At 73.6% G+C, this 26,108-nt stretch carries 18 protein-coding genes; 10 read left to right on the top strand and 8 right to left on the bottom strand.

The window, feature by feature from the left end; genetic code table 11:
• Window positions 1-20 precede the first annotated feature (20 nt).
• Together ftsX and ftsE are read right to left on the bottom strand one after the other, a co-directional pair.
• Window positions 21-941, bottom strand: a complete 921-nt coding sequence (gene ftsX / locus EV284_RS11800; RefSeq protein ID WP_030810990.1) for a permease-like cell division protein FtsX — start codon at window positions 939-941, stop codon at window positions 21-23.
• Window positions 942-975: 34 nt separating this feature from the next.
• Window positions 976-1,665 carry a cell division ATP-binding protein FtsE gene (gene ftsE, locus EV284_RS11795; RefSeq protein ID WP_030810993.1) on the bottom strand — a complete coding sequence of 230 codons (690 nt, stop codon included), beginning with the start codon at window positions 1,663-1,665 and terminating at the stop codon, window positions 976-978.
• 246 nt (window positions 1,666-1,911) lie between these two features.
• Between ftsE and EV284_RS11790 the strand changes: the two genes are divergently transcribed.
• Window positions 1,912-2,106 carry a hypothetical protein gene (locus EV284_RS11790; RefSeq protein WP_031182644.1) on the top strand — a complete coding sequence of 65 codons (195 nt, stop codon included), beginning with the start codon at window positions 1,912-1,914 and terminating at the stop codon, window positions 2,104-2,106.
• A 95-nt stretch (window positions 2,107-2,201) separates the two neighbouring features.
• Here the strand turns inward: EV284_RS11790 and EV284_RS11785 are convergent, their stop codons facing one another.
• The 4 genes from EV284_RS11785 to EV284_RS11770 all read right to left on the bottom strand — a co-directional run bounded on the left by EV284_RS11785 (window position 2,202) and on the right by EV284_RS11770 (window position 7,842).
• Window positions 2,202-3,146, bottom strand: coding sequence for an LPXTG cell wall anchor domain-containing protein (locus EV284_RS11785; protein WP_130333120.1), 945 nt, complete (start codon window positions 3,144-3,146; stop codon window positions 2,202-2,204).
• A gap of 327 nt (window positions 3,147-3,473) precedes the next feature.
• Window positions 3,474-4,580, bottom strand: a complete 1,107-nt coding sequence (gene prfB / locus EV284_RS11780) for a peptide chain release factor 2 (protein ID WP_130333118.1) — start codon at window positions 4,578-4,580, stop codon at window positions 3,474-3,476.
• A 221-nt stretch (window positions 4,581-4,801) separates the two neighbouring features.
• Window positions 4,802-6,022 carry a serine/threonine-protein kinase gene (locus EV284_RS11775; RefSeq protein ID WP_130333116.1) on the bottom strand — a complete coding sequence of 407 codons (1,221 nt, stop codon included), beginning with the start codon at window positions 6,020-6,022 and terminating at the stop codon, window positions 4,802-4,804.
• Window positions 6,023-6,153: 131 nt separating this feature from the next.
• Entirely contained in the window at window positions 6,154-7,842 is a 1,689-nt protein-coding gene (locus EV284_RS11770; protein ID WP_130333114.1) for a serine/threonine-protein kinase, read from the bottom strand.
• A gap of 374 nt (window positions 7,843-8,216) precedes the next feature.
• Here EV284_RS11770 and EV284_RS11765 point away from each other — a divergent pair, with 374 nt between their 5' ends.
• The 7 genes from EV284_RS11765 to EV284_RS11735 all read left to right on the top strand — a co-directional run bounded on the left by EV284_RS11765 (window position 8,217) and on the right by EV284_RS11735 (window position 22,106).
• Window positions 8,217-11,396, top strand: a complete 3,180-nt coding sequence (locus tag EV284_RS11765; RefSeq protein ID WP_130333112.1) for an FHA domain-containing protein — start codon at window positions 8,217-8,219, stop codon at window positions 11,394-11,396.
• A gap of 176 nt (window positions 11,397-11,572) precedes the next feature.
• Window positions 11,573-12,949, top strand: a complete 1,377-nt coding sequence (locus EV284_RS11760) for an ABC transporter substrate-binding protein (protein WP_130333110.1) — start codon at window positions 11,573-11,575, stop codon at window positions 12,947-12,949.
• Window positions 12,950-13,019: 70 nt separating this feature from the next.
• The gene (locus tag EV284_RS11755) at window positions 13,020-14,300 is read left to right on the top strand and encodes a sugar ABC transporter permease (protein ID WP_242625658.1); all 1,281 of its coding nucleotides are present in this window, start codon (window positions 13,020-13,022) and stop codon (window positions 14,298-14,300) included.
• Entirely contained in the window at window positions 14,297-15,214 is a 918-nt protein-coding gene (locus EV284_RS11750) for a carbohydrate ABC transporter permease (RefSeq protein WP_130333106.1), read from the top strand. Before EV284_RS11755 ends, EV284_RS11750 begins: the two co-directional genes overlap by 4 nt.
• A gap of 140 nt (window positions 15,215-15,354) precedes the next feature.
• Window positions 15,355-17,556 carry a bifunctional glycosyltransferase family 2 protein/CDP-glycerol:glycerophosphate glycerophosphotransferase gene (locus EV284_RS11745; protein WP_130333104.1) on the top strand — a complete coding sequence of 734 codons (2,202 nt, stop codon included), beginning with the start codon at window positions 15,355-15,357 and terminating at the stop codon, window positions 17,554-17,556.
• Window positions 17,557-17,681: 125 nt separating this feature from the next.
• On the top strand, window positions 17,682-19,883 hold the full coding sequence (locus EV284_RS11740) for a CDP-glycerol glycerophosphotransferase family protein (protein WP_130333102.1): 2,202 nt from the start codon (window positions 17,682-17,684) through the stop codon (window positions 19,881-19,883).
• Window positions 19,884-19,889: 6 nt separating this feature from the next.
• Complete coding sequence (locus EV284_RS11735; RefSeq protein WP_130333100.1) at window positions 19,890-22,106, top strand: bifunctional glycosyltransferase/CDP-glycerol:glycerophosphate glycerophosphotransferase; 2,217 nt, start codon at window positions 19,890-19,892, stop codon at window positions 22,104-22,106.
• Between the two features lie 9 nt (window positions 22,107-22,115).
• Here EV284_RS11735 and EV284_RS11730 read toward each other — a convergent pair whose 3' ends face one another.
• Window positions 22,116-22,529, bottom strand: coding sequence for an organic hydroperoxide resistance protein (locus EV284_RS11730; RefSeq protein ID WP_130333098.1), 414 nt, complete (start codon window positions 22,527-22,529; stop codon window positions 22,116-22,118).
• Between the two features lie 129 nt (window positions 22,530-22,658).
• On the opposite strand from EV284_RS11730, the gene EV284_RS11725 reads away from it, so the two are divergent.
• On the top strand, window positions 22,659-23,171 hold the full coding sequence (locus tag EV284_RS11725; protein ID WP_130333096.1) for a MarR family transcriptional regulator: 513 nt from the start codon (window positions 22,659-22,661) through the stop codon (window positions 23,169-23,171).
• Here the strand turns inward: EV284_RS11725 and EV284_RS11720 are convergent.
• The gene (locus EV284_RS11720; RefSeq protein WP_242625657.1) at window positions 23,113-24,744 is read right to left on the bottom strand and encodes a glycosyltransferase family 39 protein; all 1,632 of its coding nucleotides are present in this window, start codon (window positions 24,742-24,744) and stop codon (window positions 23,113-23,115) included. The two genes, EV284_RS11725 and EV284_RS11720, sit on opposite strands and share 59 nt — an antisense overlap.
• Before the next feature lie 91 nt (window positions 24,745-24,835).
• On the opposite strand from EV284_RS11720, the gene EV284_RS11715 reads away from it, so the two are divergent.
• Window positions 24,836-26,101: a glycosyltransferase 87 family protein gene (locus EV284_RS11715; protein ID WP_130333094.1), complete on the top strand. Its 1,266-nt coding sequence runs from the start codon at window positions 24,836-24,838 to the stop codon at window positions 26,099-26,101.
• Window positions 26,102-26,108 lie beyond the last annotated feature (7 nt).

Genomic DNA, 26,108 nt, shown 5'->3' with positions numbered 1-26,108 from the left:
TACGGCCCTCTTGGCATGTGTCACACCTTCAGGTACTTGCGCAACGCGAAGAACGCCGCCAGGGAAGGCATCAGCACGCTGGTCGCGAGGATCAGCGGCAGCTTGGTCAACACCGAGTCCCAGCCGATGAAGTTGATCAGCGTCAGCTTGCTGGACAGGGCCATGCCGTGGTCGATGGTGAAGTACCGGCCCAGCACCAGGAAGACGCACGCGAGGCTGCCGCCGATGAGTCCGGCGACCGCAGCCTCCATGATGAACGGCGCCTGGATGTAGAAGCCGGAGGCGCCGACCAGCCGCATGATGCCGGTCTCCCGGCGGCGGCTGAACGCGGACACCCGCACGGTGTTGACGATCAAGAGCAGCGCGACGAACAGCATCAGCGCCATCAGGAACAGCGCGGCCCGGTTCATCAGGTTGAGCAGCTGGAAGAGGTTGTCGAGGATGCTCCGCTGGTCCTGCACCGACTGCACACCGGCCCGCCCGTTGAACGCGGTGGCGATCACCTGGTACTTCTGCGGGTCCTTGAGCTTGATCCGGTACGACTCCTGCATCTGGTCCGGCGTCAGCGAGCTGGCCAGCGGGGAGTTGCCGAACTGCTCCTTGTAGTGCTTGTAGGCGGTGTCCTGCGACTCGTAGGTGACCTTCTCCACGATGGAGGACATCTTGCCGAGGTCGGCCTGGATCTGCTTCTTCTGGTCCTCGGTGGCGGCGCCCTTGGCGCAGTTGACGTCCGACTGGGCGTCGCTCTTGTTGCAGAGGAAGATCGAGACGTTGACCTTGTCGTACCAGTAGCCCTTCATGGTGCTCACCTGGTCGCTCATCATCAGGGAGCCGCCGAAGAGGGCCAGGGACAGGGCGACGGAGACGATGACGGCGAAGGTCATCGTCAGGTTGCGGCGGAGACCGACACCGATCTCCGACATGACGAACTGGGCGCGCATGGCGTCTGGTCAAGCCTTTCCGTCGTGAACTTGATTAGTGCTGGTAGCCGTAGACGCCGCGGGCCTGGTCGCGGACGAGGCGGCCCTTCTCCAGCTCGATGACGCGCTTGCGCATCTGGTCCACGATGTTCTGGTCGTGCGTCGCCATGATGACGGTGGTGCCCGTCCGGTTGATGCGGTCGAGCAGTTTCATGATGCCGACGGAGGTCTGCGGGTCGAGGTTGCCGGTGGGCTCGTCGGCGATCAGCAGCTTGGGCCGGTTGACGAACGCCCGCGCGATGGCGACGCGTTGCTGCTCACCACCGGACAGCTCGCCCGGCATGCGGTCCTCCTTGCCGCCGAGCCCGACCAGGTCGAGCACCTGGGGCACGGACTTGCGGATCTCGCCACGGGACTTGCCGATGACCTCCTGCGCGAAGGCCACGTTCTCCGCGACTGTCTTGTTGGGCAGCAGGCGGAAGTCCTGGAAGACCGTCCCGAGCTGGCGGCGCATCTGCGGCACCTTCCAGTTGGACAGCCGGGCGAGGTCCTTGCCGAGGACGTGCACCTGGCCGTGGCTGCACCGCTCCTCGCGGAGCACCAGCCGGAGGAAGGTCGACTTGCCGGAGCCGGACGACCCCACGAGGAAGACGAACTCGCCCTTCTCCACTTCCAGGGACACCTCCCTGAGGGCGGGGCGGGTCTGCTTGGGGTAGACCTTGGAGACACTGTCGAATCGGATCACGGATGCACCACGGGTCGCCGGGGGATGATGAGCGTGACCATACGCGAACCGGGAGTGCCTACGCAGGGCCCGGTCGTGTTGGGAGAGACTTGTGCGTTTTTGTACGGGCGTTTGCGCGGGCGGCACTCCCCGCTTTCCGGAGCGCCCGCGCTCTTTCGGGGGGAACCTGGCACAGTGGAGGGGGAACGTTCTCGTTCCCGTCGGCGTTGTACGGGGTTGAGGGCCTGGCACGAGGAGGGCGAGCGCATGACGTACGACCGGTTGGTGTGCGCGAACTGCGCGGCGCCCGTCAATGAGGGCCGCTGCCCGGTGTGCCGGGCGAGCCGTGAGCGGCTCCAGCAGCAGACGGGGTTCCTGGGCGGGGTGAGCCCGGCGGCGCTGGTCGCGCTGCTGGTGGTGCTGATCGCGCTGACGGCACTGCTGGCGCACCAGACCGTCTAGGTCTCCCAAGGACACGAGGAAGGGCCCGGAGCGGGATGCTCCGGGCCCTTCCCCTTTCTCCGCCCAGGTTGCGCGGAGTGACGTTTCGGCTACCCTCAGGCGGCCGTGCCGCCGCGGCTGCCCGCCAGACGCGGCAGGACGCGGAAGGCGACGCCGCCCGCGATCATCGTCGCGGCACCGACCAGCAGGAAGGTGGTCTCCCCCGCACCGGTCTCGGCCAGCTGCTTGCCGTTCCCGGTCTGCTGCGGGGCGGTGTCCGAGCCGGTGTCGGTGAGGGCGGAGGTGCCCTCCTCCTGGGAGACGTTGTCGTTGCCGCCGTCGGGCGTGGTGCCGCCGGTGGTGTCACCGCCGCCCGTGGCGGAGCCGCCGCCGGTCGCGGAACCGCCGGAGGTGCCGCCGGTGGACTCGTCGCCGCCCGTGGAGCCGCCGCCGTCAGTCGAGCCGCCACCCGTGGTGGTGGAGCCGCCCGTGGTGGAGGTACCGCCGGTGGTGGAGGAACCGCCCGTGGTGGAGGAGCCACCCGTCGAGGAGCTGCCGCCGGTGGTGGAGGAACCGCCCGTCGAGGAGTTACCGCCCGTGGTGGAGGAACCACCCGTCGAGGAGTTACCGCCCGTGGAGGAGGAACCACCCGTGGAGTTACCGCCCGTGGAGGAGGAACCACCCGTGGAGTTACCGCCCGTGGAGGAAGGGTCACCCGTGGAGGACCCGGAGTCGCCGCCGCCGATCACACCGCCGATGATCCCGCCGATGCTCGCGTCACCGCCCTCGGAGCCACCGGAGGAGTTCCCGCCGGACGCGCCCTCGGAGCCACCGGACGCACCTTCGGAACCACCGGACGCGCCCTCGGAACCACCGGAGGAGTTCCCGCCGGACGTGCCGGGGTCCGGCTCGGTGCAGGTGGCCAGGACGTCGCAGGTCGGGTCGGGGCCGGGCTGGCCAGGGTCGGCGGAGGCCACGCCGGCCACCATCAGCGAGGCGCCGGCGGCCATCACGGCGCCGGCGGCTATGCGTGCGACGCGGACGCGCGTCTTCTTCGTCATATGGTTGCTACCCCCAGTAGCTGTTGTCGATGTGGCGGCGCATGGGGCGGCCCGTGCTCGACGGGGGCAGCTGACGACACCGGTCCCGGCCCTCGGCCGGCACCTGGCGCTCTCCCGTTCCCCCGGTTCACATGCGCCCCACGGATACGCATGCCGCGCTTCACCTTTCCCATTTTTTTAAGCAACGTCAAGGCCGTTGCGGGCGCAATGTCCCATGGGGGGTGCGTTTGACGGGAGTTGGTTGATGTGACTGTGACCTAAACCCCACACATAAAACAACTGCCGCCCATCGGACGGCAGTTGCGCGAGGTTGTCATGTCGACAAACTTACTTCTCCTGCTGCTTGCGCCAGCGAATTCCGGCCTCCAGGAAGCCGTCGATCTCACCGTCGAGCACGGACTGCGGGTTGCCGACCTCGAACTCGGTGCGCAGGTCCTTGACCATCTGGTACGGGTGCAGGACGTACGACCGCATCTGGTTGCCCCAGGAGCTGCCGCCGTCGCCCTTGAGGGCGTCCATCTTGGCGCGCTCCTCCTGCCGCTGGCGCTCCAGCAGCTTGGCCTGGAGGACGTTCATCGCCGTGGCCTTGTTCTGGATCTGCGAGCGCTCGTTCTGGCAGGAGACCACGATGCCGGTGGGCAGGTGGGTCAGGCGGACCGCGGAGTCCGTCGTGTTCACGCCCTGACCGCCGGGGCCCGAGGAGCGGTACACGTCGATGCGCAGGTCCGACTCGTCGATCTCGACATGGTCGGTCTGCTCCACGACCGGGAGCACCTCGACACCCGCGAAGGAGGTCTGGCGGCGGCCCTGGTTGTCGAACGGCGAGATGCGCACCAGGCGGTGCGTGCCCTGCTCGACGGAGAGGGTGCCGTAGGCGTACGGGATCTGGACGGCGAAGGTGGTCGACTTGATGCCGGCCTCCTCCGCGTACGACGTCTCGTAGATCTCCGTCTTGTAGCCGTGCCGCTCGGCCCAGCGGAGGTACATGCGCTGGAGCTGCTCGGCGAAGTCGGCGGCGTCGACGCCGCCCGCCTCGGCGCGGATGTTGACCAGCGCCTCGCGGGAGTCGTACTCGCCGGACAGGAGGGTACGGACCTCCATCTCGTCCAGCGCCTTCTTCACCAGGACCATTTCGGACTCGGCCTCGGCGAGGGTGTCCGGGTCGTCCTCCTCCTCGGCCATCTCGAAGAGGACGGCGAGATCGTCGATCCGCCCGCGCAGCGCCTCCGCCTTCCTGACCTCGGCCTGGAGATGGGAGAGCTTGCTGGTGATCTTCTGCGCCTCGTCCGGGTTGTCCCAGAGGGACGGCGCGGCCGCCTGCTCCTCGAGCACGGCGATGTCTGCCCTCAGCTTGTCGAGGTCCAGGACGGCCTCGATCGACTCCATGGTCGAGGAGAGGGACTTCAGCTCTTCGGATACATCGACGACTGCCACGCCCCCAGCGTAACGGCTCCGCCGGGTGCGGAGGTCTCCGACGGTCTGGCCCACGAGGGCGCGGGGTGCTGCGGCGCGCGTACCAGGGGCTGCCGCCCCCGGACCCCAGCTGTCGGCCCCCAAGGGGCCTCGTCCTCAAACGCCGGACGGGCTGGATGTCGCTGGACCTGGGCTGGGGGGCACCCCTGATGTGCCTGACCCCGGCTGGACGGCACCCGCTCTCACGGTGCCGACGTGCTGCTCTGCGCCGGAGGCGGGGTCTCGTCCCCTCCGCTCGTCGCCGCCCAGGCGCCCGCTCCGACCGCTGCCGCCAGCAGGACCCCGGCCACGGTCAGCGTGATCCTCCGGCGCCGGGCCGCGGCCCGGTGGCGGGCCGAGCCGGGGCGGGGGGCGCCGGGGGTGCGCGGGGCGCGAGCCGTTCCGTGGGCACCGCCGGCCAGCTCGTCGGGGGCCGGGACGCGCATGGAGGTATGGGTGTCGCGGTTGGAGTCGGGCTTGGCGCCGGGGACCAGGGAGACGGCGCCCCGTCGGCGGACCGGCTCGCCGGACGGGACGGGGGCGGGGGGCTCCTCAGGGGTCGCCTCGGGGTCGGGCTCGTCGACCTCCAGTGGGGGGATGCCCGCGAGGGTGGGGAGCTGTTCACGGAGCCGGGCGGCCAGTTCGGAGGCGCGCAGCCGGGAGGCGGGGCCCTTGGCGAGGCACTGGACGATGAGCTGCCACAGCTCCTCGGGGATGCCCGGCAGCGGCACGACGGTCTCGGTGACGTGCCGGCGCAGCACCGCGCCCGGGTGGCCGCCGCCGAAGGGGGTGAAGCCGGCGAGCAGCTCGTACAGGACCGTGGCGAGGGCGTAGATGTCGACGGCCGCGCGCGGGGGCAGGCCCTCGACGATCTCGGGGGCGAGGTAGTCCGGGGTGCCGATGATCTTCGTGGCACGTGTGCGCCGGGGGGAGTCGATGAGCTTGGCCACGCCGAAGTCGGTGAGCAGCGCCGGGTGGGCGCCGCCGGGGCCGAGCGGGCCGCGCATGTCGAGGAGGATGTTCTCGGGCTTGACGTCCCGGTGGACGACCCCGGCCGCGTGCGCGGCGGCGAGCCCGTCCGCCACGTCGGCGACGATCGCCACCGCGGCCTCGGGCGCGAGCCGGCGCTCGCGCTCCAGGCGGGTGCGCAGGTCGGTGCCGCGCACGATGTCCATGACGAGGGCGAGGTCGTTGCCGTCGACCACGAGGTCCCGCACGGTCACGATGTGCGGGTGCTCGAGTCCCAGCAGCGCGGTCCGCTCCTGTACGAAGCGGCCGACCAGCTCCTGGTCGGAGGCGAGGTCCTCGCGCAGCATCTTGATGGCGACGGGCCCGTCGGGTCCCTCGCCCAGCCACACTGTCCCGGCGCTGCCCCGCCCCAGGATCTGGTTGGCGGTGTACCGGCTGCCGATCTTCCGTGCCAAGACTGCTCCCACAGACGCGTGTTGCCCCGGTCGACAAAACTACGCGCCCGTGGGGGCCGCCTTCACCGCGGAGACGGAAATCACCCGCTGGGTGTCGACAAGTCCCCAGAACCGGCTGCGCGAGCGGTGGTTCAGTTGCCGCCGGAGGAACTGTCCAGGCTCTTGAACCAGTCGGCGACGGAGCCGGCCCACTCGCCGAGCTGGTCCCAGTAGTCCTTGCCCTGGCCGACCCACGTGTGCAGCGGGGTCAGCTCCCAGATCAGCCAGCTCGCCACGACCAGGATGACGATCGTGAAGAGGCAGCCCTTCAGGCAGCCGAGGCCGGGGATCTTCATCGGGTTGGCGCCGCGCTGCCGGGGCGGCCGGGGCTCGCGCGCGGGCCGCTGCGGCTCCGGGGCGTACCGCTGCGGCTGCGGCGGCGGGGAGTACTGCTGCGGCTGCGGGGTCGAGCGCCGGGGCGCCGGGCGCTGCTGCGGCTGCTGCTGACGCGGCTGCTGCGGCTGGTGCTGCGGGCGGGCGGCCTGCCGCTGGGGGCGGCGGCGCAGCGGGTCCTCGTCCGGGTCGAGGTACTGGACCTGGGTCTGCTCGTTGCGGTCGCGGGCGGCGCGGAGCTGGGTCTGCCAGGGGTGCGGCTGGTCCGGGTGCTGCGCGTTCTGCTGGTTCTGCCCGTAGGGGTCCTGCGGGTCGTACTGGCCCGGACGGCCCTGCGGCACCGGCGGCATGACCGTGGTGGGGTCGGCCGCGCCGGTGCTCGGGAGCACGGTGGTCGGGTCGGCGGCGCCGTGCGGGCCGGCGGTGTGCGGCAGGAAGCTGGTGGCCGCGTTGGGGTCGTAGGCCGCCTGGGCGGTGTTCGGGGGCAGCACCTGGGTGGCGTCGGAGGCGCCCGGCACGTCCGGTACGGGGGCCGGGGCGGGGTCGGGTGCGAGGAGGGCGGCGACGCCCTCGGCCGCGGCGATCTGCCCGGGGTTGGCGTGCACCCCGACGCCCTCGGCGACCACGCGCAGGGCGCGGGCGAGGTTCTCGGCGCTGGGCCGTTCGTCCGGGTTCTTGCGCAGGCAGCGCTCGATCACCGTCCACAGCGGGTCGGGGACGGTGGAGGGACGGCGCGGCTCGGCGCTGAGGTGCTGGTGCAGCACCTCCAGGGCGGTGGCGCCGGAGAACGGCGGACGCCCGGTGACCAGCTCGTACAGCAGGATGCCGGCGCCGTAGACGTCGACGGCGGAGGTCTGCGGGCGGCCCTCGGCGGACTCCGGGGCGACGTAGGCGGGGGTGCCGACGAACTCGTGGGTGCGGGTCAGGCCGGGTGAGTCGGCCAGCCGGGCGATGCCGAAGTCGGTCAGCATCGGATGCATCCGGCCGTCGTACTGGCGCAGCAGCACGTTGGCGGGCTTCAGGTCGCGGTGGACGACGCCGTCGGCGTGGCTGGCGGCGAGCGCGTCGGCGACCTGGGCGGTGAGCAGGGAGGCGGCGACCGGCGAGAAGGTGCCGTTCTCGCGCAGGTAGCGGTGCAGGTCGGGACCCTCGACGAGGTCCATGACGAGCGCCAGCAGGTCACCCTCGACGACCAGGTCGCGGACCCGGACGATGTTGGGGTGGGTGAGCCGGAGGAGTACGGAGCGCTCGCGCAGGAAGCGCATCACGATGTCCGGGTCGCTCGCCAGCTCCTCCTTGAGGACCTTGATGGCGACCGTCTCACCGGGCTGGCCCGCCACGGCCGCCTCGGCGCCCGCCGTCTCCCGCTGGCGGGCGCGCCAGACGGTGCCCGTGGCGCCGCGTCCGAGCGGCTCCTCGAGCAGGTACTTGCTGCCGACTGGCCGCACGTCACGCGCTCCCTGCTGCTTGTTCGCCGATTGCCGCCGGGGTCTTCCGGCGTTCCGACCACTGTAGTGGCCCCCCGGGAAGCCGCCCCCTGAGTACTACGTGCGGCTTCCGGTCCGCGTTCGTCCGCGTTCGGTGGAAAGACGCTCACCTCGGTCCGCCGGTTGCCGGTTCCGGTGCGTGACCGATCTCAAGTGATCGCCGCCCCGTTACTGGTCAGGCACTTTTGGGGGCAGAGCTGACCAATCAAGATCACTTCGTACCGGGACGCGGGCGGGACGGCCGCGACAGGTGCGAGGATGCGTGCAGTACTGGCCTACGTGCCCGTGCGGAGTGGGGGACCTCCGCGGCCGGGCGGAAGGGACCGCTGACGGCGATGCAGATCCGGCTGACCGTCGTAGATCCGCAGGGCGCGTCCCCGGGGCGGGGTGGCGCCGCGACGCGCGACGTGCTGGTCACCGCGCCCACCGGCACCGAGCTGGCGGCGGTGGCGCCCGCGCTGGCCTCGGCGGTCACCGGCGAGAGCGGGGCCGGCCGGGACGGCGGCGGGGCTCCCGTGGTGCTGTACGCGGGCACCGACCGCCTGGACCCGCGCCGCCACACCCTCGGCGAGCCCCCGCTGGTCGACGGCGCGGTGCTGTCGCTGGGCGCCCCCGTGGCCCCGGAGTCGCATCCCGAGCTGGACGACGCCCCGACCCAGCTCCACGTGGTCGCGGGCCCGGACGCGGGCGGGGTCCATCTGCTGCACGGCGGCCGGATAACGGTGGGCCGCTCCGCCGACGCCGACGTGCCCCTTGACGACCCCGATGTGTCCCGGCTGCACTGCGCGGTCACGGTCACCGCCGAGGGCCGGGTCTCGGTCGCCGACCTCGACTCCACCAACGGCACCACCCTGGACGGCGCCCGCGTCACCGGCCGCCCGGTGCGCTTTCCGTCGGGCGGGCTGCTGCGCCTGGGTGAATCCGCGCTCAGGGTGACCCCGTCGGGGGGACCCGGAGCGCGGACGCGCACCGTGCCGGACGGCGAGGGCTGCGTCCGGGTGCCCCTCGGGGAGGACCCGGACGCCTGCCCCCGACAGACCACGGAACCCGCCCCGGCACCGGCCGCGCCGGACGGCCCGACGGGGCACGCCTACGGCACCGCCGACCGGATCGGCGCCGAGCGCGTGGAGCGGGCCGCCGTGCCCGAGCAGGGCCGGGCGCCCCGCATCGAGAGCCGGGCCCCGGACCACCTCACCGGCGGGTACCGCGAGCACGACACCCACGCCGGCCACCGGCCCGACGACGCCCACCCCGACGAGCTGGACTCCCCCACCCGTAAGGGCACCCCCGTCCGGGGCACCGAGCTGCCCGGCCGCCGCCGGGGCATCGGCGCCTGGGCCCGCAAGCTGACCGGCGGCCGGGGCGAGCACCTCCCGGCCGAGGAGGCGCCGTACGCCGGGGCGGCCCCCGTCGCACCGCCCGAGGCGTTCCGGCGCCCGGAGACCTGGCCCGACCCGGCCGCGCTGCTGCTCACGGCGCTCGGGCCGGGCCCCCGGCTCTGGGAGCGGGGTCCGGGGCACCGCGAGGCCCTGGCCGTGCGGCTCGGCACCGCCGACCGGACCGCGCCGGACGGCTCGGCGCTGCCCGCGGTGCCGGTGACGGCCGCGCTGCGCGAGGTGGGCGCCCTGGGTCTGGCCGGTCCGCGCCCCCGGCTCGCGGGGCTGGCCCGCGCGGTGCTGGCGCAGCTGGCCGCGCTGCACTCGCCGGACCTGCTGGAGATCGTGCTGATCAGCGCGGACCGCGCCCGCTCGGTGGCGGAACGCACCGCCGAGTGGTCCTGGCTGGGCTGGCTCCCGCACGTCCGGCCGGGCCACGGCCAGGACTGCCGGCTGCTGCTGGCCTACGACCGCGAACAGGCGGCCGCCCGCACCGGCGAGCTGCTGCGCCGCGTCGAGTCCCACGCCGACCCCGCTTCCTTCCGTCCCGGCCCGGACGGGCATCCGGGGCCGTACACGGTGGTCGTGGTGGACGGCGACCCCGGCGGCTCGGCGCTGCGCGAGGACGTGGCGCGGCTGGCGGTGAGCGGGCCGCGCGCCGGGGTGCACGTGGTGTGCCTGGCCGAGACCGCGCCCGCCTCCCCCGCCTCGCCGCTGACGGAGACCTACCAGGCGGCCTGCGCGGTGACGCCCACCTTCCGCGAGTGCGGCGCGGTGGCGCTGCTCAGCGGGGACGTGGCGACGGCGGTGCGGCTGATGCGGGTGGCGCCGACCGGTCCGGTGGGACCGGGCACCCTCGCCGCCGTGGACGCGGTGTCGCCCGCCTGGGCGGAGCGGTTCGCGCGGGCGCTGGCCCCGCTGCGCCCGGACGCCCCGGGCGACGACCGGCACGCGCGTGTCGCAGTGCCGCTGCCGTTGTCGGCCCGGCTGCTGGACGAACTCGGGCTGGCCCGGGCCACCCCGGCCTCGCTGATGGCGCGCTGGGCGGACGCGGCCGACGACACCGAGTCGCTGGGCGGCCGGGCCCGCGTGGTGCTGGGCTCCGGTCCGCGCGGACCGGTCACCGCCGACCTGGTGGCCGACGGCCCGCACCTGCTGGTCGAGGGCCCGCCCGGCAGCGGGCGTACGGAATTGCTGCGGGCGGTGGTGGCGTCGCTGGCCGCCGCCGAGCGCCCGGACCGGCTCGGCATGGTGCTGATCGACGGCCGGGACGGCGTCGGCACGGCGGCCGGGGCCGGCGAGGGACTGCGCCCCTGCACCGACATACCGCATGTGACGACCCATCTGATCGCCAACGACCCGGTGCGCATGCGCGAGTTCGCTCAGTCGCTGAGCGCGGAGCTCAAGCGCCGGGCGGAGCTGGTCGGGCTGACCGACTTCGCCCACTGGCACACCGCGCACGAGGTGTCCGGCCGGATGGTGGCCCAGCGCGGCCCCGGCGGACGCGGCTCGGGCAACGGCGACCTGGAGGCGCCGCCCAGCTCCACGCTGCGGCTGCGGCCCGGCGCCGCCCGGCAGCACACCGAGGCGGCGCCCCCGCTGCCCCGGCTGGTGGTGGTCGTCGACGACCTGGACGCCCTGGTCTCCCCGGCGCTGGGCTCACCGGGCCGGCCCGCCGCCGGTTCGGTGGTCCGGGCGCTGGAGGCGGTGGCCCGCGAGGGCGAGCGGCTCGGCGTGCACCTGGTGACCGCGACCGGTACGGGCGGCCGTACGGCGGAGACGGAACCGGCGCGGCGGGCCACGCTGCGGGTGACGCTGGACGCGCCCTCCGGCGGACGCGGCACGGGACCCGCCGAGCGGAGCGCGGAAGGCGAACCGGCGCCGGGGCGCGGGGTGCTGGCGTACCCCGACGGCCGGGTCACCGGGGTGCAGGGCGGCCGGGTGACGGGCCGTATCCCGCGCACCGCGACCCAGCGGCCGACCGTGCTGCCGCTGGACTGGCAGCGGATGGGTGATCCCCCCACCCGGCGCCCGGTGCGCGAGCTGGGCAACGGCCCCACCGACCTGGCCCTGCTGGCGAGCGCGGTGGAGCGGGCGGCCCGCCAGGTGTCGGCGGGTCAGGTGCCCTCGCTGCTCTGACCGCCGGGGCGCGGCGAACGAACCGGCGCCGGCCCGCATACCCCGATGATCACGAGCCGGTCACGATGCGTGGCCGGACCCTGCGGGTGCTCTTGCCGCACCGGGGCGGCCCGGCGTACACCGGAGCGCACAAGCAGAGTTCAGGCGTTCAACGAAGAACGACGAACGGGGAAGTGATGCGCAAGCCGAGCGACACCATCCGAGGGCACCGGACCGGAGCCGCCCTCGCCGCGCTGCTGGCGGGGGCCCTGACGCTCACCGCCTGCTCCGGCGGTGACGGCAAGAAGGACGCCGACGAGGGCGGCGGCGGTGCCACCGGCTCCACGGTGACCCTGCCGAAGCTGGACGGTACGGAGCTGGAGGTCGCCGCCGTCTGGACCGGCACCGAACAGGCGAACTTCAAGAAGGTGCTGGCGGAGTTCGAGAAGCGCACGGGCGCGAAGGTGACGTTCGTGCCCGCGCAGGACCCGATCATCAACTTCCTCGGTTCCAAGATCGCGGGCGGGCAGCCGCCGGACGTGGCGCTGCTGCCGCAGCCGGGCGCGATCAAGCAGGCGGTCGAGAAGAAGTGGGCCAAGCCGCTCGGCCCGGACGCCGTGAAGGAGCTGTCGAAGAACTACTCGCAGGGCTGGCAGGACATCGGCAAGGTCGACGGCAAGCCGTACGGCGTCTACTACAAGGCCGCCAACAAGTCGCTGATCTGGTACAACGCGCCCGTCTTCGAGAACGCGGGCGCCAAGGAGCCGAAGACCTGGGCCGAGCTGCTGACCACCGCGCAGGCGGTGTACGACTCCGGGGTGACCCCCTTCTCGGTGGGCGGCGCGGACGGCTGGACGCTGACCGACTGGTTCGAGAACGTCTATCTCTCCCAGGCCGGCCCGGAGAAGTACGACCAGCTCGCCAAGCACGAGATCAAGTGGACCGACCCCTCGGTGAAGCAGGCGCTCACCACGCTCGCCCAGATCTGGGGCAAGAAGGACTATGTGGCGGGCGGCGCGGACGGCGCGCTGCAGACCGAGTTCCCGGCCTCGGTGACCCAGACCTTCACCGGCGGTGACCAGCCCAAGGCCGCGATGGTCTTCGAGGGCGACTTCGCACAGGTCAACATCGGTGAGACCAAGGCGAAGGTGGGCGCGGACGCCAAGGTCTTCCCCTTCCCGTCGGTCGGCTCGACCGCGCCGGTGGTCTCCGGCGGTGACGCGGCGGTGATCCTGAAGGACTCCAAGGGCGCCCAGGCGCTGGCGACCTTCCTGGCGTCCCCGGACGCGGCGACGATTCAGGCCAAGCTCGGCGGCTACCTCTCGCCGAACAAGAACGTGCCGGACTCGGCCTACCCGAACGAGACCCAGCGCACCATCGCCAAGGCGCTCGTCAAGTCCGGCGACGACTTCCGCTTCGACATGTCCGACCAGGCGCCCCAGGCGTTCGGCGGCACGCCCGGCAAGGGCGAGTGGAAGGACCTCCAGGACTTCCTGAAGAACCCGAAGGACGTCGCGGGCACCCAGGCGAGGCTGGAGAAGGACGCGGCGGCCGCGTACGGGAACGGGGGCTGATCCGGTCATGGCATCGGCAGCGGCGGCCGGCGCCCCTCCGGGCCCGGCCGCGCCGAAGAGCCGCAGGAGCGTGACCGGGACGCGCAAGGTGGTGGCGGCGCTCTTCCTGCTGCCGGCCCTGGTGCTGCTCGGCGCACTCGTGCTCTACCCGATCGGGTACTCGGTCGTCCGCAGTCTCTACGACTCCTCGGGCGAGCAGTTCGCCGGGTTCGACAACTACCGGGCGCTGTTCACCGACGACGGCATCCGCACCGCGCTGAAGAACAACGTGATCTGGGTGGTGTTCGCGCCCACGGTCTCCACCGCGCTCGGCCTGGTCTTCGCCGTGCTGACCGAACGGGTGCGCTGGGGGACGGCGTTCAAGCTGATCGTCTTCATGCCGATGGCGATCTCGATGCTGGCCGCCGGGATCATCTTCCGGCTGGTGTACGACCAGGACCCGGACAAGGGGGTCGCCAACGCGGTGTGGGTCGGGGTGCACGACTCCTTCGCCCAGGCGTCGGCGTTCCCGAAGGCGCACCCCGGCCGCGAGTCGCCGCTGGTGGGACAGGGCGGCGCCTTCGTCACCAAGGACCCGGTGAAGGCGGGCACCCCGGTCGCGCTGCCCATGGTCGGCGTGGCCCCGGACCAGTTCCCGGACGACGCCGGGCGGGCCGTCGCCGCCCGGCCGGAGCCGGGGAAGGTCACCGGCACGGTCTGGCAGGACTTCACCCGCGGCAAGGGCGTCGGGAAGCTCGGGGCGCCGGACGCGACGGAGCGCGGGTACGCCGGGATGCGGATCGAGGCCGTGAAGGACGGCCAGGTGGTGGCCTCGGCCAAGGCGGCCGGGGACGGCACCTTCACCCTGCCCGCCTCGGCGGACGGGGCCCGGCTCAGGCTCCCGGCGGCCAACTTCCGGGAGGCGTACAGCGGCGTCGACTGGCTCGGCCCGGCCCTGGTCACCCCGGCGATCATCGGCTCGTACGTCTGGATGTGGGCGGGCTTCGCCATGGTGCTGATCGCGGCGGGGCTCGCGGGTGTGCCGCGGGAGCTGCTGGAGCAGGCGCGGGTGGACGGCGCGAGCGAGTGGCAGGTGTTCCGCAAGGTGACCGTGCCCCTGCTGGCGCCGGTGCTCGCGGTCGTCACCGTCACCCTGATGATCAACGTGCTGAAGGTGTTCGACCTCGTCTACATCATCGCGCCGGGCTCGTCCCAGGACGACGCGAACGTGCTGGCGCTGGAGCTGTACCGCAAGGGCTTCTCCGAGGGGCGGCCCGGGGTGGCCAGCGCCATCGCGGTGTTCCTCCTGCTGCTGGTGATCCCGGTGATGCTGTTCAACATCCGCAGGCTGCGGCGGGAGGGCAGGCCATGAGCACGCACACCGAGAGCGCGCGGCGGGTGCGCGAGCTGCCCGCCAAGGAGACCGCGCGGGGCCGGCGTTCGCTGGGCGCGCGGCTGGTGCAGGGGCTGGGCGGCGGGCTGGTCCAGTTCTTCCTGGTCCTGGTGGCGCTGTTCTGGCTGGTACCGACCATCGGGCTGCTGATCTCCTCGCTGCGCTCGCCGGAGGACATGAACGCGAGCGGCTGGTGGACGGTGTTCACCGAGCCGTCCAAGCTCACCTTCGAGAGCTACGGCAAGCTGCTGGAGAACGGCGACATCACCCACTCGCTGGTCAACACCGTGCTCATCACGGTCCCGGCGACGCTCGGCGTGGTGGTGATCGGCTCGCTGGCCGCCTACGCGTTCGCCTGGATGGAGTTCCCGGGCCGCGACTGGTGGTTCCTCGGCGTGGTCGCGCTGCTGGTCGTGCCGGTGCAGGTGGCGCTGATCCCGATCGCCGAACTCTTCGGCAAGGTGGGGCTGTTCGGCTCCATCCTGGGCGTGGTGCTGTTCCACGTCGGGTTCGGGCTGCCGTTCGCGGTGTTCCTGCTGCGGAACTTCTTCGCGGAGATCCCGCGCGAGCTGCTGGAGGCGGCCCGGCTGGACGGCGCGGGTGAACTCCGGCTGTTCGCACGGGTGGTGATGCCACTCGGTGCGCCGGCCATCGCCAGCCTCGGCATCTTCCAGTTCCTCTGGGTGTGGAACGACATGCTGGTGGCGCTGGTGTTCACCAAGTCCGGCTCCCAGCCGGTCACGGTGGCGCTCCAGACCCAGGTACGGCAGTTCGGCAACAACATCGACGTGCTCGCGCCCGGCGCGTTCCTGTCGATGGTGATCCCGCTGGCCGTGTTCTTCGCCTTCCAGCGGCAGTTCGTGTCCGGGGTGATGGCGGGGGCGGTCAAGTAGGCGCGTCCGCACAGGTGTTGCCCGGGGGAATCCGTAACGCTCCCCCGGGCGTCCCCCGTATGCCGTAGGAGCCGTAACCAAGTCGCCTGGGCGGCCGTTGCCGGGCAGAAGGCCCGCGCCGACCGACCCATGGATGTGCCTTGCCCAGGTTCAGCGTCATCGTCCCCGCGTACCAGGTCCAGGCGTACCTCGCCGAGTGCCTGGACTCGGTGCTCTCGCAGTCCTGCCCCGACTTCGAGCTGATCGCGGTGGACGACCGGTCGCCGGACGGCTGCGGGGCGATCATCGACGAGTACGCGGCCCGGGACCCCCGTGTGAAGGCCCTGCACCTCGCGGAGAACGCCGGTCTGGGCCCCGCCCGCAACGCCGGGATCGACGAGGCGGTCGGCGACTACCTGCTCTTCCTCGACGGCGACGACACCCTCACCCCGGGCACCCTGCGCGCCCTCGCGGACCGCCTCGCGGCGACCGGTGAGCCGGACGTGCTGGTCTTCGACTACGCCCGCACCCACTGGGACGGCACCACCCTGCGCAACCGGCTCGCGGACCGGCTCACCGAGGACGGCCCGGCCCCCTTCACCCTGGCCGGCCGGCCGGGGCTGCTGCGGGTGCTGATGGTGGCGTGGAACAAGGCCTGCCGCAGGGAGTTCGTCACCCGCGAGGGCTTCCGGTTCCCGCCGGGCTACTACGAGGACACCCCCTGGACCTTCCCGGTGCTGATGGCGGCCGGTTCGATCGCCACGCTCGACCGGGTCTGCGTGCACTACCGCCAGCGCCGGCAGGGCAGCATCCTGCGTACCACCAGCCCCCGCCACTTCGACGTGTTCGACCAGTACGACCGGGTCTTCGCCCACCTCGCCGAGCGGCCGGAACTGGAGCGCTGGCGGCCCGAGCTGTACGCCCGCATGCTCGACCACCTCACCACGATCGCCACCCGCCCGGACCGGCTTCCGCCCGGCAGCCACCCCGCGTTCCTGCGCCGGGCCCGCGCCCACTGCCGCCGCCACCGCGCCCCCGGCACCCCGGTACCCCCGGGACTCCGCCGCGCCCTGGTCCGGCACGGCCTGCACCGCACCTTCCGCACCCTGCGCCTGGCCGCCGCGCTCCGCCGCCGCGCACGGGCCTCGGCCGGGCGCGGGGAACAACGACTGCGAGCGGTCCTGCTGCGCCTGCACTACCGGGTGCAGCGGCTTCTCCCCCTGCGCGCCGACCGCGCCCTCTTCGCCGCCGCTCCGGCGGTCGACCAGGGCTGCGACCCGAGCGCCCTCGAGGCCGCGTTCCACGCGCACGCCCCCCACATCCGCACCGCCTGGCTCGGCCGGCCCGGCACCGCCGCCCACTTCACCGCCCTCGCCCGCTCCAAGTACCTGGTGCACAACGCCGGTTTCGGGCCCGGCCTGGTCAAGCGCCCCGGCCAGGTCTACGTGCAGACCCGGCAGGGCACCCCGCTCGGCCACACCGGCCTCGACCTCCTGGAACGCCCGGCTGCCGCCCACGGCACGGACTTCGCCGGGCAGCTGCGCGAGGTCGACCAGTGGGACTACGTCGTCTCCGGCAACCGGCACTCCACCCTGACCTGGGAGCGGGCCCACCCCGGCGACTACACCACGCTGGAGTACGGCAGCCCGCGCAACGACGCCTTCCAGCACGCCACCGCGGCCGACGTGGCCCGGCTGCGCGCCTCCCTCGGCGTACCGGAGGGGACGGTCGCCGTGCTGTACGTGCCCGCGCGCCGCGACCACCGGCGCACCCAGACGCCGCCGCTGGACCCCGGCCGGCTGCTCGGCCTGCTCGGACCCCGGTTCACCCTGCTGGCCCGCGCCCCGCTCGGTGAGCCCCCGGCGCCGGGGAGCCGGCTGGTCGACGTCTTCGCCCATCCCGACCTGCCGTCCCTCTGCCTCGCCTCGGACGCGCTGCTCACCGACTTCTCGCCCCTGATGTTCGACTACGCCGGGCTCGACCGCCCGGTGGTGCTGCACACCGGGGACTGGGACACCTTCCGCACGGTCCGGGGCACCTACCTCGACCTGCTCGCCTGCCCGCCCGGCCCGCTGGCCCGCACCGGGGAGGAGGTCGCGGACGTGTTCGCCTCCGGGCACTGGCGCGGGGTGCGCTCCGCCCGGCTGCGGGCCGCGTTCCGCGAGCGCTTCTGCCCGTACGACGACGGCGGCGCGGGCGAGCGCGTCGTGCGCCATGTGGTGCTGGGGCGGCCTGCGGGGCTACCCAGGGCGGTGCCGCCCGGTGCGCGCAGGCCGCGGTCGGCGGCCGAGACCCAGGTCAGGGCGCCGCTGGCGTCCGTGCCGCAACCTTCCGGCCCGCTCCCCGTCACCGAGGGCCGCTGAACACCGTTGGACCTTCCGGGAGTCTCCATGCCCCTCGGCACGACGCGGCCCACGCCGACCCGGCCGTCCACCTGGCGTCCCGCCGGGCGGCCGGGCCGCGTCCGCAAGACGACAGAAAGAACAGCATGCCCCGCTTCAGCATCATCGTCCCCTCCCACGGGGTCCCGGGCCGGCTGTCGCAGGCCCTCGACTCGGTCCTCGCCCAGTCCTTCGGCGACCTGGAACTGATCCCGGTCTGCGACTCCCCCGACGCCCCGGCCGCCGCGGTGGCCGCCGCACACGCCGAGCGCGACCGGCGGGTGCACCCGGTGAACTCGCCGCCGTCGGCCGGACTGAGCGGGGCGCGCAACGCCGGGCTGCGGGCCGCGCGCGGCGGGTACGTGCTGTTCCTGGACGGCGACGACCTGCTGCTGCCCGGCGCGCTGGCCGCGCTGGACCAGCGGCTGACCGAGACCGCGGGCGTCGACGTGCTGCACGCCGAGTACGAGCGGATGCCCTGGTGGGAGGGCGAGCCCGCCAACCCGGCCGCCCCGCTGCTGGCGAAGACCCCCAAGGGCGCCTTCGCGCCCGGCGCGGCCCCCTGGCTCACCGGCGTCCAGTTCCCCGCGTGGAGCGCCTGTTACCGGCGCTCCTTCCTCGCCGAGCACCAACTCACCTTTCCCGAAGGGCATTTCACCGACCTCGGCTGGGGCGGCCTGGTCACCGTCGCCGCCGGGCGGATCGCGGTGCTGCGGCGGCCGGTCGTCCGGCACCGGGCCCGGCGCCAGGGCAGCAGGCTGAACGTGCCCGGACCGCACCAGCGCGACCTCCTGGACCAGGTGGACCGGGTGCTGCGCCGGGCCGCCGAGTCCGCGCTCCCGGCGGAGCGGGCCAGGGCCCTGTTCGGGCAGCTCTTCCTCCAGGTCCTGAAGACCGCGTCCCGCCCCGAGCGGCTCACCGAGGGCCACCGGGCGTTCTTCCGCCGCGCCGGACGGCTGTACCGCAGGCACCGCCCGGCCGGGTACCGGGTGCCCGGCGGGAGCCTCGGGGCGCAGCACCGGCTGCTGGCGGCGGGCGCGTACACCCCGTTCCGCGCGCTGCGCGGGGCCGGCCGGGTGGCCGCCGGGGTGCTGCGCCGGCTGCCGAAGCCGCGCGCGCTGCGCACCCGGCTGCGCTACGCCCGCGCGCTGCGCCGTCCACTCGATCCCCATCTGGCCGTGTACTGCGCCTATTGGGGCCGCGGGTACGCCTGCAACCCGGCCGCGATCCACGCCAGGGCCCGCGAACTCGCCCCGCACATCCGCTCGGTGTTCCTGGTGGAGGCCGACCAGGCGCACACGGTCCCCGAGGGCGTCGAGTACGCGGTGATCGGTTCGCGCCGGTACTGGGAGGTACTGGCCCGCGCCACGTACCTGATCAACAACGCCAACTTCGCCGAGGGCGTCGTCAAGCGCCCCGGCACCACGCATCTGCAGACCCAGCACGGCACCCCGCTGAAGAAGATGGGCGTGGACCAGTCGACGTACCCGGTGGTGGCCGCGCGGTCGGGCAGCTTCACCAAGCTGCTGGGCCGGGTGGACCGCTGGGACTTCAACCTGTCGTCCAACCGGCACTCCACGCAGATGTGGGAGCGCGCCTTCCCCGGCTCCTACGAGCAGTTGGAGTACGGCTACCCGCGCAACGACGTGTACGTGACGGCGACCGCCGAGGACGTGGCCCGCGTCCGCCGCGAACTGGGCGTCCCCGAGGGCGCCACGGCGGTGCTGTACGCCCCCACCCACCGCGACCACGCGACCGGCTTCGAATCCGGTCTGGACCTGGCCGCGTTCTGCGAGGCGGCCGGGGAGGACGTGGTGGTGCTGCTGCGCGCCCACTACTTCTACGACCAGGGCACGGCCCGGAGTTCGGACCGGGTCATCGACGTCACCGCGCACCGCTCGGCCGAGGACGTGTGCCTGGCGGCGGACGCGCTGGTCACGGACTACTCGTCGATCATGTTCGACTACGCCAACCTGGACCGCCCGATCGTGGTGTTCGCGGACGACTGGGAGGTCTACCGCGAGACGCGGGGCGTGTACTTCGACCTGATGGCCGAGGCGCCGGGCCCGGTGGCCCGCACCCCCGGGGAGCTGGCGCGGATCTTCCGCGAGGGCGAGTACCGGGGTGAGGAGTCCGCCGCGCGCCGGGCCGTGTTCCGGGAGCGGTTCTGCGAGTTCGACGACGGGCGCGCGGCCGAGCGGGTCGTGCGCCGGGTGCTGCTCGGCGAGCCGCCGGAGGCGCTGCCGCCGGTGGTGCCGCTCGCCGAGCGTGTGCCCGCCCCCGCCGCCGCGTCCCTCGTGAGGAGCTGATCCGCCGTGCCCCGCTTCAGTGTCATCGTCCCCTGCTTCAAAGTGCAGGGATTCCTGCGCGAGTGCCTGGACTCGGTGCTCGGGCAGTCCTTCGGCGATCTGGAGGTGATCGCCGTGGACGACCGCTCACCGGACGGCTGCGGCGCGATCCTCGACGAGTACGCCGGGCGCGATCCCCGCGTGAAGGTGCTGCACCTGCCGGAGAACGTCGGCCTCGGCCGGGCGCGCAACGCCGGGATGCCGCACGCCACCGGCGACTACCTACTGTTCCTCGACAGCGACGACACCCTGACCCCGGGCGCTCTCGCGGCCGTCGCCGGCCGCCTCGCGGAGACCGGCGACCCGGACGTGCTGGTCTTCGACTACGCCCGCACCTACTGGTGGGGCGGCACCCGCCGCAACGTCCTCGCGCACGTGCTCGGGGCCGAGGACGGCACCTTCACGGCGGCCGGGCGGCCGGAGATCCTCGACCTGCTGATGGTGGTGTGGAACAAGGTCTACCGCCGCGACTTCGTCACCGCGGGCGGCTTCGCGTTCCCGCCCGGCTATTACGAGGACACCCCGTGGACGTTCCCGGTCATGCTGAGCGCCGGCCGCATCGCCACGCTCGACCAGATCTGTCTGCACTACCGCCAGCGCAGGCAGGGCAACATCCTCTCCACCACCAGCCGCAAGCACTTCGACGTGCACGACCAGTACGAGCGGGTCTTCGCGTTCGTGGAGGGGCGCCCGGAGCTGTGGCGGTGGCGGCCGTACCTCCACCGCAAGATGGGCGAGCACTGCCTGGACATCCTGGCCAAGCCGGACCGGCTGCCGCCGGGTGACAAGGCCGAGTTCTTCCGGCGCACGGCGGAGATGTTCCGCGCGCACCGGCCCGAGGGCACCCGCGCCGAGGGCGAGACCCGTGTGCTGGAGGGCGGCTACGGGGCGTACCTCCTGCGGCGCCGGGCCGCGCAGGCGGGCCGGGAGGCCGGACGGCGCGCGGCGCGGCTGCGGACGGCGGCCGGGACACGCGCCCGGCGCGGCTGGTCGGCGGTGCAGTCGCGCCGCCCGCTCGACCCGGATCTGGTGGTGTACTCGGCGTCCTCGCACCGGGGCATGCTGGGCGACCCGGCGGCGGTGTACCGGGCCGCCGGGGCGATCGCTCCCCGGCTGCGCGGGGTGTGGGTGGTGCGGGACGAGGAGACCGCGGCGACCCTGCCCCCGGACACCGAGTACGTGCTGCTGGGCTCGCGGCGCTATCTGGAGGTCACCGCGCGGGCGGCGTTCTTCGTCAACGACGTCAACTGGCCCGGCGCGCTGGTCAAGCGGCCCGGTGCCACGCACATCCAGACCCACCAGGGCACCCCGCTGAAGTACGTGGGCGCCGATCTGCTGGACCGGCCCGGCGCCCGGCTCGGTTTCGACGTGCCCCGGATGCTGCGCCGGGCGGACCGCTGGGACTACGGCCTGGTCGCGAGCCGGCACGCCGAGCTGGTGTGGGAGCGGGCCTTCCCCTGCCACTTCACCTCGGTCCGCACCGGCAGCCCGCGCAACGACGTCCTGGTGGGGGCGGGCGCCGCGCGGGGCCGGAGGTTCCGCCGCGGGCACGGCATCCCCGAGGATCACACGGTGGTGCTCTACGCCCCGACCCGGCGCGACTACATCCGGGGCGGCCACGCGGACCGGCTGGACCTGGCGGCGTTCGCGGCCGGCCTGGGCGAGGGGCACACGCTGGTGGTGCGGCTGCATCCGTCGCTGGCGAACGGCCCGGCGCGCGGAGCGGGCCTGGCGGAGCTGGCCCGGCGCGGGGTGGTGGTCGACGCGACGGACGAGCCGGACGCGGCGGAGGTGATGCTGGCCTCGGACGCGCTGGTCACGGACTACTCGTCGATCATGTTCGACTACGCCGTGCTGGACCGCCCCATCGTGGTCCACGCCGACGACTGGGACACGTTCCGGGCGAGCCGGGGCGCCTATCTGGACATCACCGCCCGCCCGCCAGGACATGTGACCTACTCCCAGAGGGAGTTGGTCCGGCTGTTCGAGTCCGGGGCGTGGCGGGACGGGGAGTCGGCGGCGCTGCGGGCCGACTTCCGGGCGCGGTTCTGCGAGTTCGAGGACGGCCGGGCCGCCGAGCGGGTGGTACGCACCCTGCTGCTCGGCGAGGCGATGCCCGCCACCGGTGCGGCGCGCATCCCCGGCCCGGCCGTGGGAGCCGATCAGCTCACCCGGTCCTCGTGACGGGCGAGGTCACTCGACGACGAGGGTGACCTCGACGTTGCCGCGGGTGGCGTTGGAGTACGGGCAGACCTGGTGGGCGGTCTCGACCAGCTTGCGGCCGGTCTCCGCGTCCACGGTGTCGGGCAGCTCGACGCGGAGCGTCACCTTGAGGCCGAAGCCCTCGCCCTCCTTGCCGATGCCGACCTCGGCGGTGACGGCGGCGTCGGAGACGTCCACCTTGGCCTGGCGGCCCACCAGGCCGAGGGCGCTGCCGAAGCAGGCGGCGTAGCCGGCGGCGAAGAGCTGCTCGGGGTTGCTGCCCTGGCCGTCGCCGCCCAGCTCGACCGGCATGGCGAGCGGCAGGTCGATGCGGCCGTCGGAGGAGACGGCGCGGCCCTCGCGTCCGTGGGTGGCGGTGGCGACGGCGGTGTAGAGCGCGTCCATGGGGTGACCGGTCCTCTCGGTGAAGTCGGTGGCGGCGGGCCGGGGAGGACCGCCGCCCTCGGCATCGAGTAGAGCACACAATTAAATTGCGCACAACCAAACTCTCGCCGTCCGGCTATCCTGGGTGTCATGAGCGTCTCGCCCACCCCGTCGGCCGGCCCCGCCACCGATGCCGCCGACCCGGACTGGCTCCGCCTGGACCGGCAGATCTGCTTCTCCCTGAACGCCGCCTCCCGCGCCTTCAACGGCGTGTACCGGGTGCTGCTCAAGGACCTCGGGCTCACCTACCCGCAGTACCTGGTGATGCTGGTGCTGTGGGAGCGCGGCGCGCTGCCCGTCAAGCAGCTCGGCGAGCATCTGCGGCTCGACTCCGGCACCCTGTCCCCGCTGCTCAAGCGACTGGAGGGCGCCGGCCTGGTGCGCCGGGAGCGCAGCGCGAGCGACGAGCGCTCGGTACGGGTGACGCCCACCGGCGAGGGCGCGGCCCTGCGTGAGCGGGCGCTGGAGGTGCCCCGCCGCATCGCCGCCGCCACCGGCACGGACCCGGCCGAGATCGGCGAGCTGCGCGAGCGCCTCGACCGGCTCACCGGCGCGTTGGACGCGGCGGTACGGGAACTGGAGCAAGGCCCGGCAGCGCGCTGAGGGCGACCCGGCGGACGTAGAGCCGTACGCTCGCGTCGCCGTCGGCCGACTCCTCGGCGGGCATGAACTCCTGGGCGAGTACGGCCATCTTGACCCGCTCCGCGGGGCCGCTCGGGCTCCAGCGGCCGGCCAGCAGGTCCCGGTCGGCCACCACCCACACCCGGTCGACTCCGGACAGCCGCCGCCGCAGTTCGGCCGCGTCGGCCTCCCTGCCGTACAGCGTCCCGGACGTCGGGCCCGGCTCGTCGAGGGCGACGTCGCGGACACCGGCGAAGGCGCCCGGGTAGGCGAGGGCGGCGTTGCGGGCCTGGGTGGGCAGGAACAGCACCGGCTGACCGGGTTCCAGCTTCCGCGCGGCGACCCGCGCCACGGCGGCCAGGTCGTCCGGGCGGTGGGCCGGGTCGCGGTCGTCGCTCATCAGCGGGAGCTGGAGGCACAGCGCCAGGACGGCCAGCGCGGCCCCGGTCAGGGCCAGCACCGGCGGCCGGGGCACCCGCAGCCGCAGCCGGGCGGCGAGCCGGGCCAGCCGGTCGGCACCGGCGGCGACCAGCAGAGGCGCGCCGGAGAGGGCGTAGAGGACGTACCGGTCGACGTAGAGCGGGGAGAGCTGCGAGGCCAGCATCAGGGCGGCGGGCGGCACCACGGCGAGGGGCAGACCGACCCGCGCGCAGGTCAGCCGCCCCGCTGGCCCGGCGAGCCCGGCCACGCCCAGCAGGGCGAGCGCCAGGCAGCTCCCGTACACGCCCTCGCCCGGCCCGAGGAACCAGTGCAGCAGGTTCTCCGCGGTCGCCCAGGTCGGCGGGCGGACCCAGGCCAGCTGGGCGGACTGGGCGTGCGAGACCAGGATCATCGGCAGCAGGGCGAGCACCACGAGCCCGGCCGCGCTCCCCCAGCCCCGCCACACCCGCGCGCCGACGCGGGCCAGCGCGAGGGAGGCGGCGTGGGCGAGGAGCAGCAGCACGGCGAACTCGTGCAGCCAGCAGGTGACCGCGAGGACCGTGCCGTAGACCCGCCAGGCGCCGGTGCGCACCCCGCGGACGAAGAGCAGGGTCGCGCCGGTGGCGGCCGCGGCGACGAGAGCGTACGAACGGCCCTCCTGGGCGTAGTGGCCGGCCATCGGCGAGACGGCGTACAGCAGTCCGGCCCACAGGCCGACCCGCGGTCCGGCCAGCCGGACGCCCAGTTCACCGACGAGTGCGGCGGTGACGGCCGCCGCGCACACCGAGGGCAGCCGGAGCGTTACCTCGTCCGGGTGAACCGCGAGGACGGCGTGCATCAGCAGGTAGTACAGGCCGTGCACGGCGTCGACGTCGTGCAGGAGCTGCCAGATCTGCGGCACCGAGCGGCGGGCGACCTGGAAGGTGACGGCCTCGTCGCGCCATATCCCGCCCCGGTCCACTCCCCACAGCCCGAGCCCGAGCATGACCAGCGCGGGCAGGCACACGGGCGCGCCCCACCGGACGCGCCACGGCACCCGGCCGGTCCGCTCCGCGCCCGCGCCGCCCGGCACGACCGCCGTTCTTCCAGCCGCGCTGGGCGGCTGCGTTTCCACCAGAGGCCCGACGTCCACCACGGCCCGATCTTTTGCGATGAGACAGTCTTTTCCGATCATTGACGGCGTATCGGCAGGGATACACCATCCGCGCGGATTAGGCTCCCACGCGATGAACCGTCTCCGTGTCACCTCCGGTCCGGTCCTCGCCCTCGTCGCCGGCTGGCTCGCCACCCGCGCGCTGATGCTGGGGCTCCTCGTCCTCGGCTCGGCGCACGTGCTGGGCGGGGGCTCGGTCTCGCGCGAGGTGTGGCGGCTGTACTTCCACTGGTACGGCGTCCTGTCGCACGGCACGTTCCCCACGCACGACACGCTGTGGCAGTACCCGCCCGGCGCGGGGCTGGTGCTGCTGGCGCCGGGGCTGCTGCCGGGGCTCTCCTACTTCGAGGCGTTCGTGCTGCTGACGCTGGCGGCGGACGCGGCCGTCACCGTGGCGCTGGCCGTCGCCGGGCGGCGCACCGGACGCAGTCTGCGCGGCGCCGCGCTCTGGGTGGGCGGGCTCCCGCTGCTGCTGCACATGCCGCTGGCACGCTACGACGTCCAGGTCACCGCGCTCGGTGTGGCCGCCCTCCTGACGCTCGGCCGGTCGCCGCGCGCGGCCGGGGTGTTCGGCGCGCTCGGCGCGGTGGTGAAGGTCTGGCCCGCGCTGGTGCTGCTCGGCGTGTCACGCGGACGGGCGACCCGCTCGGCGTGGTCCTGGGCGACGGCGACCGGCTGCGCCTGCCTCGCGGTGCTGGCGCTGCTGTTCGCCCACCCCTTCGCCTTCCTGCGCGAACAGGGCGACCGGGGTGTCCAGTTGGAGTCGCTCGGCGGCACCGCGCTCAATCTCGCCCGGCACGCGGGCTGGTCCGGCACGGTGCGCTACCAGTACGGCTCGATGGAGCTGGTCGGCCCCCACGTGCACACGGTCGCCACCGCCTCGCTGGCGCTGACGGCGGCCGCCTTCGGGCTGCTGGTGGTGTGGCGGCTGCGAGCCCGGCACTTCTCCCCGGCGACCCCGTACGACGCGGCGCTCACCGCGGTGCTGCTGTTCACCGTCACCAGCCGCGTCATCAGCCCGCAGTACCTGATCTGGCTGCTGGGCCTGGCCGCCGTCTGCCTGACCTCCCGGCACACCCGCCAGCGCCCGGTGGCCGTGCTGATCCTCATCGCCACCGGGGTGAGCACCCTGGTCTTCCCGATGAACTACGGCGCGGTCATCGACGGCACCTGGCCGGGCTGCCTGCTCATCCTGGCCCGCAACGTGCTGCTGCTGGCCGCCGCCGTGCTGTCCTTCGTCCGGCTGCGGCAGTCCACCCGGCCCCCCGCCGACGTGCCCGCGAGCCGCGCCCGGCCGGAGCCCGGCCGGGTCCCGGACCGCGCCTTGACGGGCTCCTGACGGCCCG

It is taken from the genome of Streptomyces sp. BK022, from assembly GCF_004217355.1.
GTDB classification, from domain to species: Bacteria; Actinomycetota; Actinomycetes; order Streptomycetales; family Streptomycetaceae; genus Streptomyces; species Streptomyces griseoluteus.
This window is presented reverse-complemented; position numbering and strand designations above follow the sequence as displayed.

What these genes read in the sequence shown, in the direction of transcription:
- ftsX (WP_030810990.1), bottom strand. Translation starts at nt 941, where the DNA reads ATGCGCGCCCAGTTCGTCATGTCGGAGATCGGTGTCGGTCTCCGCCGC.
- EV284_RS11790 (WP_031182644.1), top strand. Translation starts at nt 1,912, where the DNA reads ATGACGTACGACCGGTTGGTGTGCGCGAACTGCGCGGCGCCCGTCAAT.
- EV284_RS11785 (WP_130333120.1), bottom strand. Translation starts at nt 3,146, where the DNA reads ATGACGAAGAAGACGCGCGTCCGCGTCGCACGCATAGCCGCCGGCGCC.
- EV284_RS11765 (WP_130333112.1), top strand. Translation starts at nt 8,217, where the DNA reads ATGCAGATCCGGCTGACCGTCGTAGATCCGCAGGGCGCGTCCCCGGGG.
- EV284_RS11760 (WP_130333110.1), top strand. Translation starts at nt 11,573, where the DNA reads ATGCGCAAGCCGAGCGACACCATCCGAGGGCACCGGACCGGAGCCGCC.
- EV284_RS11750 (WP_130333106.1), top strand. Translation starts at nt 14,297, where the DNA reads ATGAGCACGCACACCGAGAGCGCGCGGCGGGTGCGCGAGCTGCCCGCC.
- EV284_RS11740 (WP_130333102.1), top strand. Translation starts at nt 17,682, where the DNA reads ATGCCCCGCTTCAGCATCATCGTCCCCTCCCACGGGGTCCCGGGCCGG.
- EV284_RS11730 (WP_130333098.1), bottom strand. Translation starts at nt 22,529, where the DNA reads ATGGACGCGCTCTACACCGCCGTCGCCACCGCCACCCACGGACGCGAG.
- EV284_RS11725 (WP_130333096.1), top strand. Translation starts at nt 22,659, where the DNA reads ATGAGCGTCTCGCCCACCCCGTCGGCCGGCCCCGCCACCGATGCCGCC.
- EV284_RS11715 (WP_130333094.1), top strand. Translation starts at nt 24,836, where the DNA reads ATGAACCGTCTCCGTGTCACCTCCGGTCCGGTCCTCGCCCTCGTCGCC.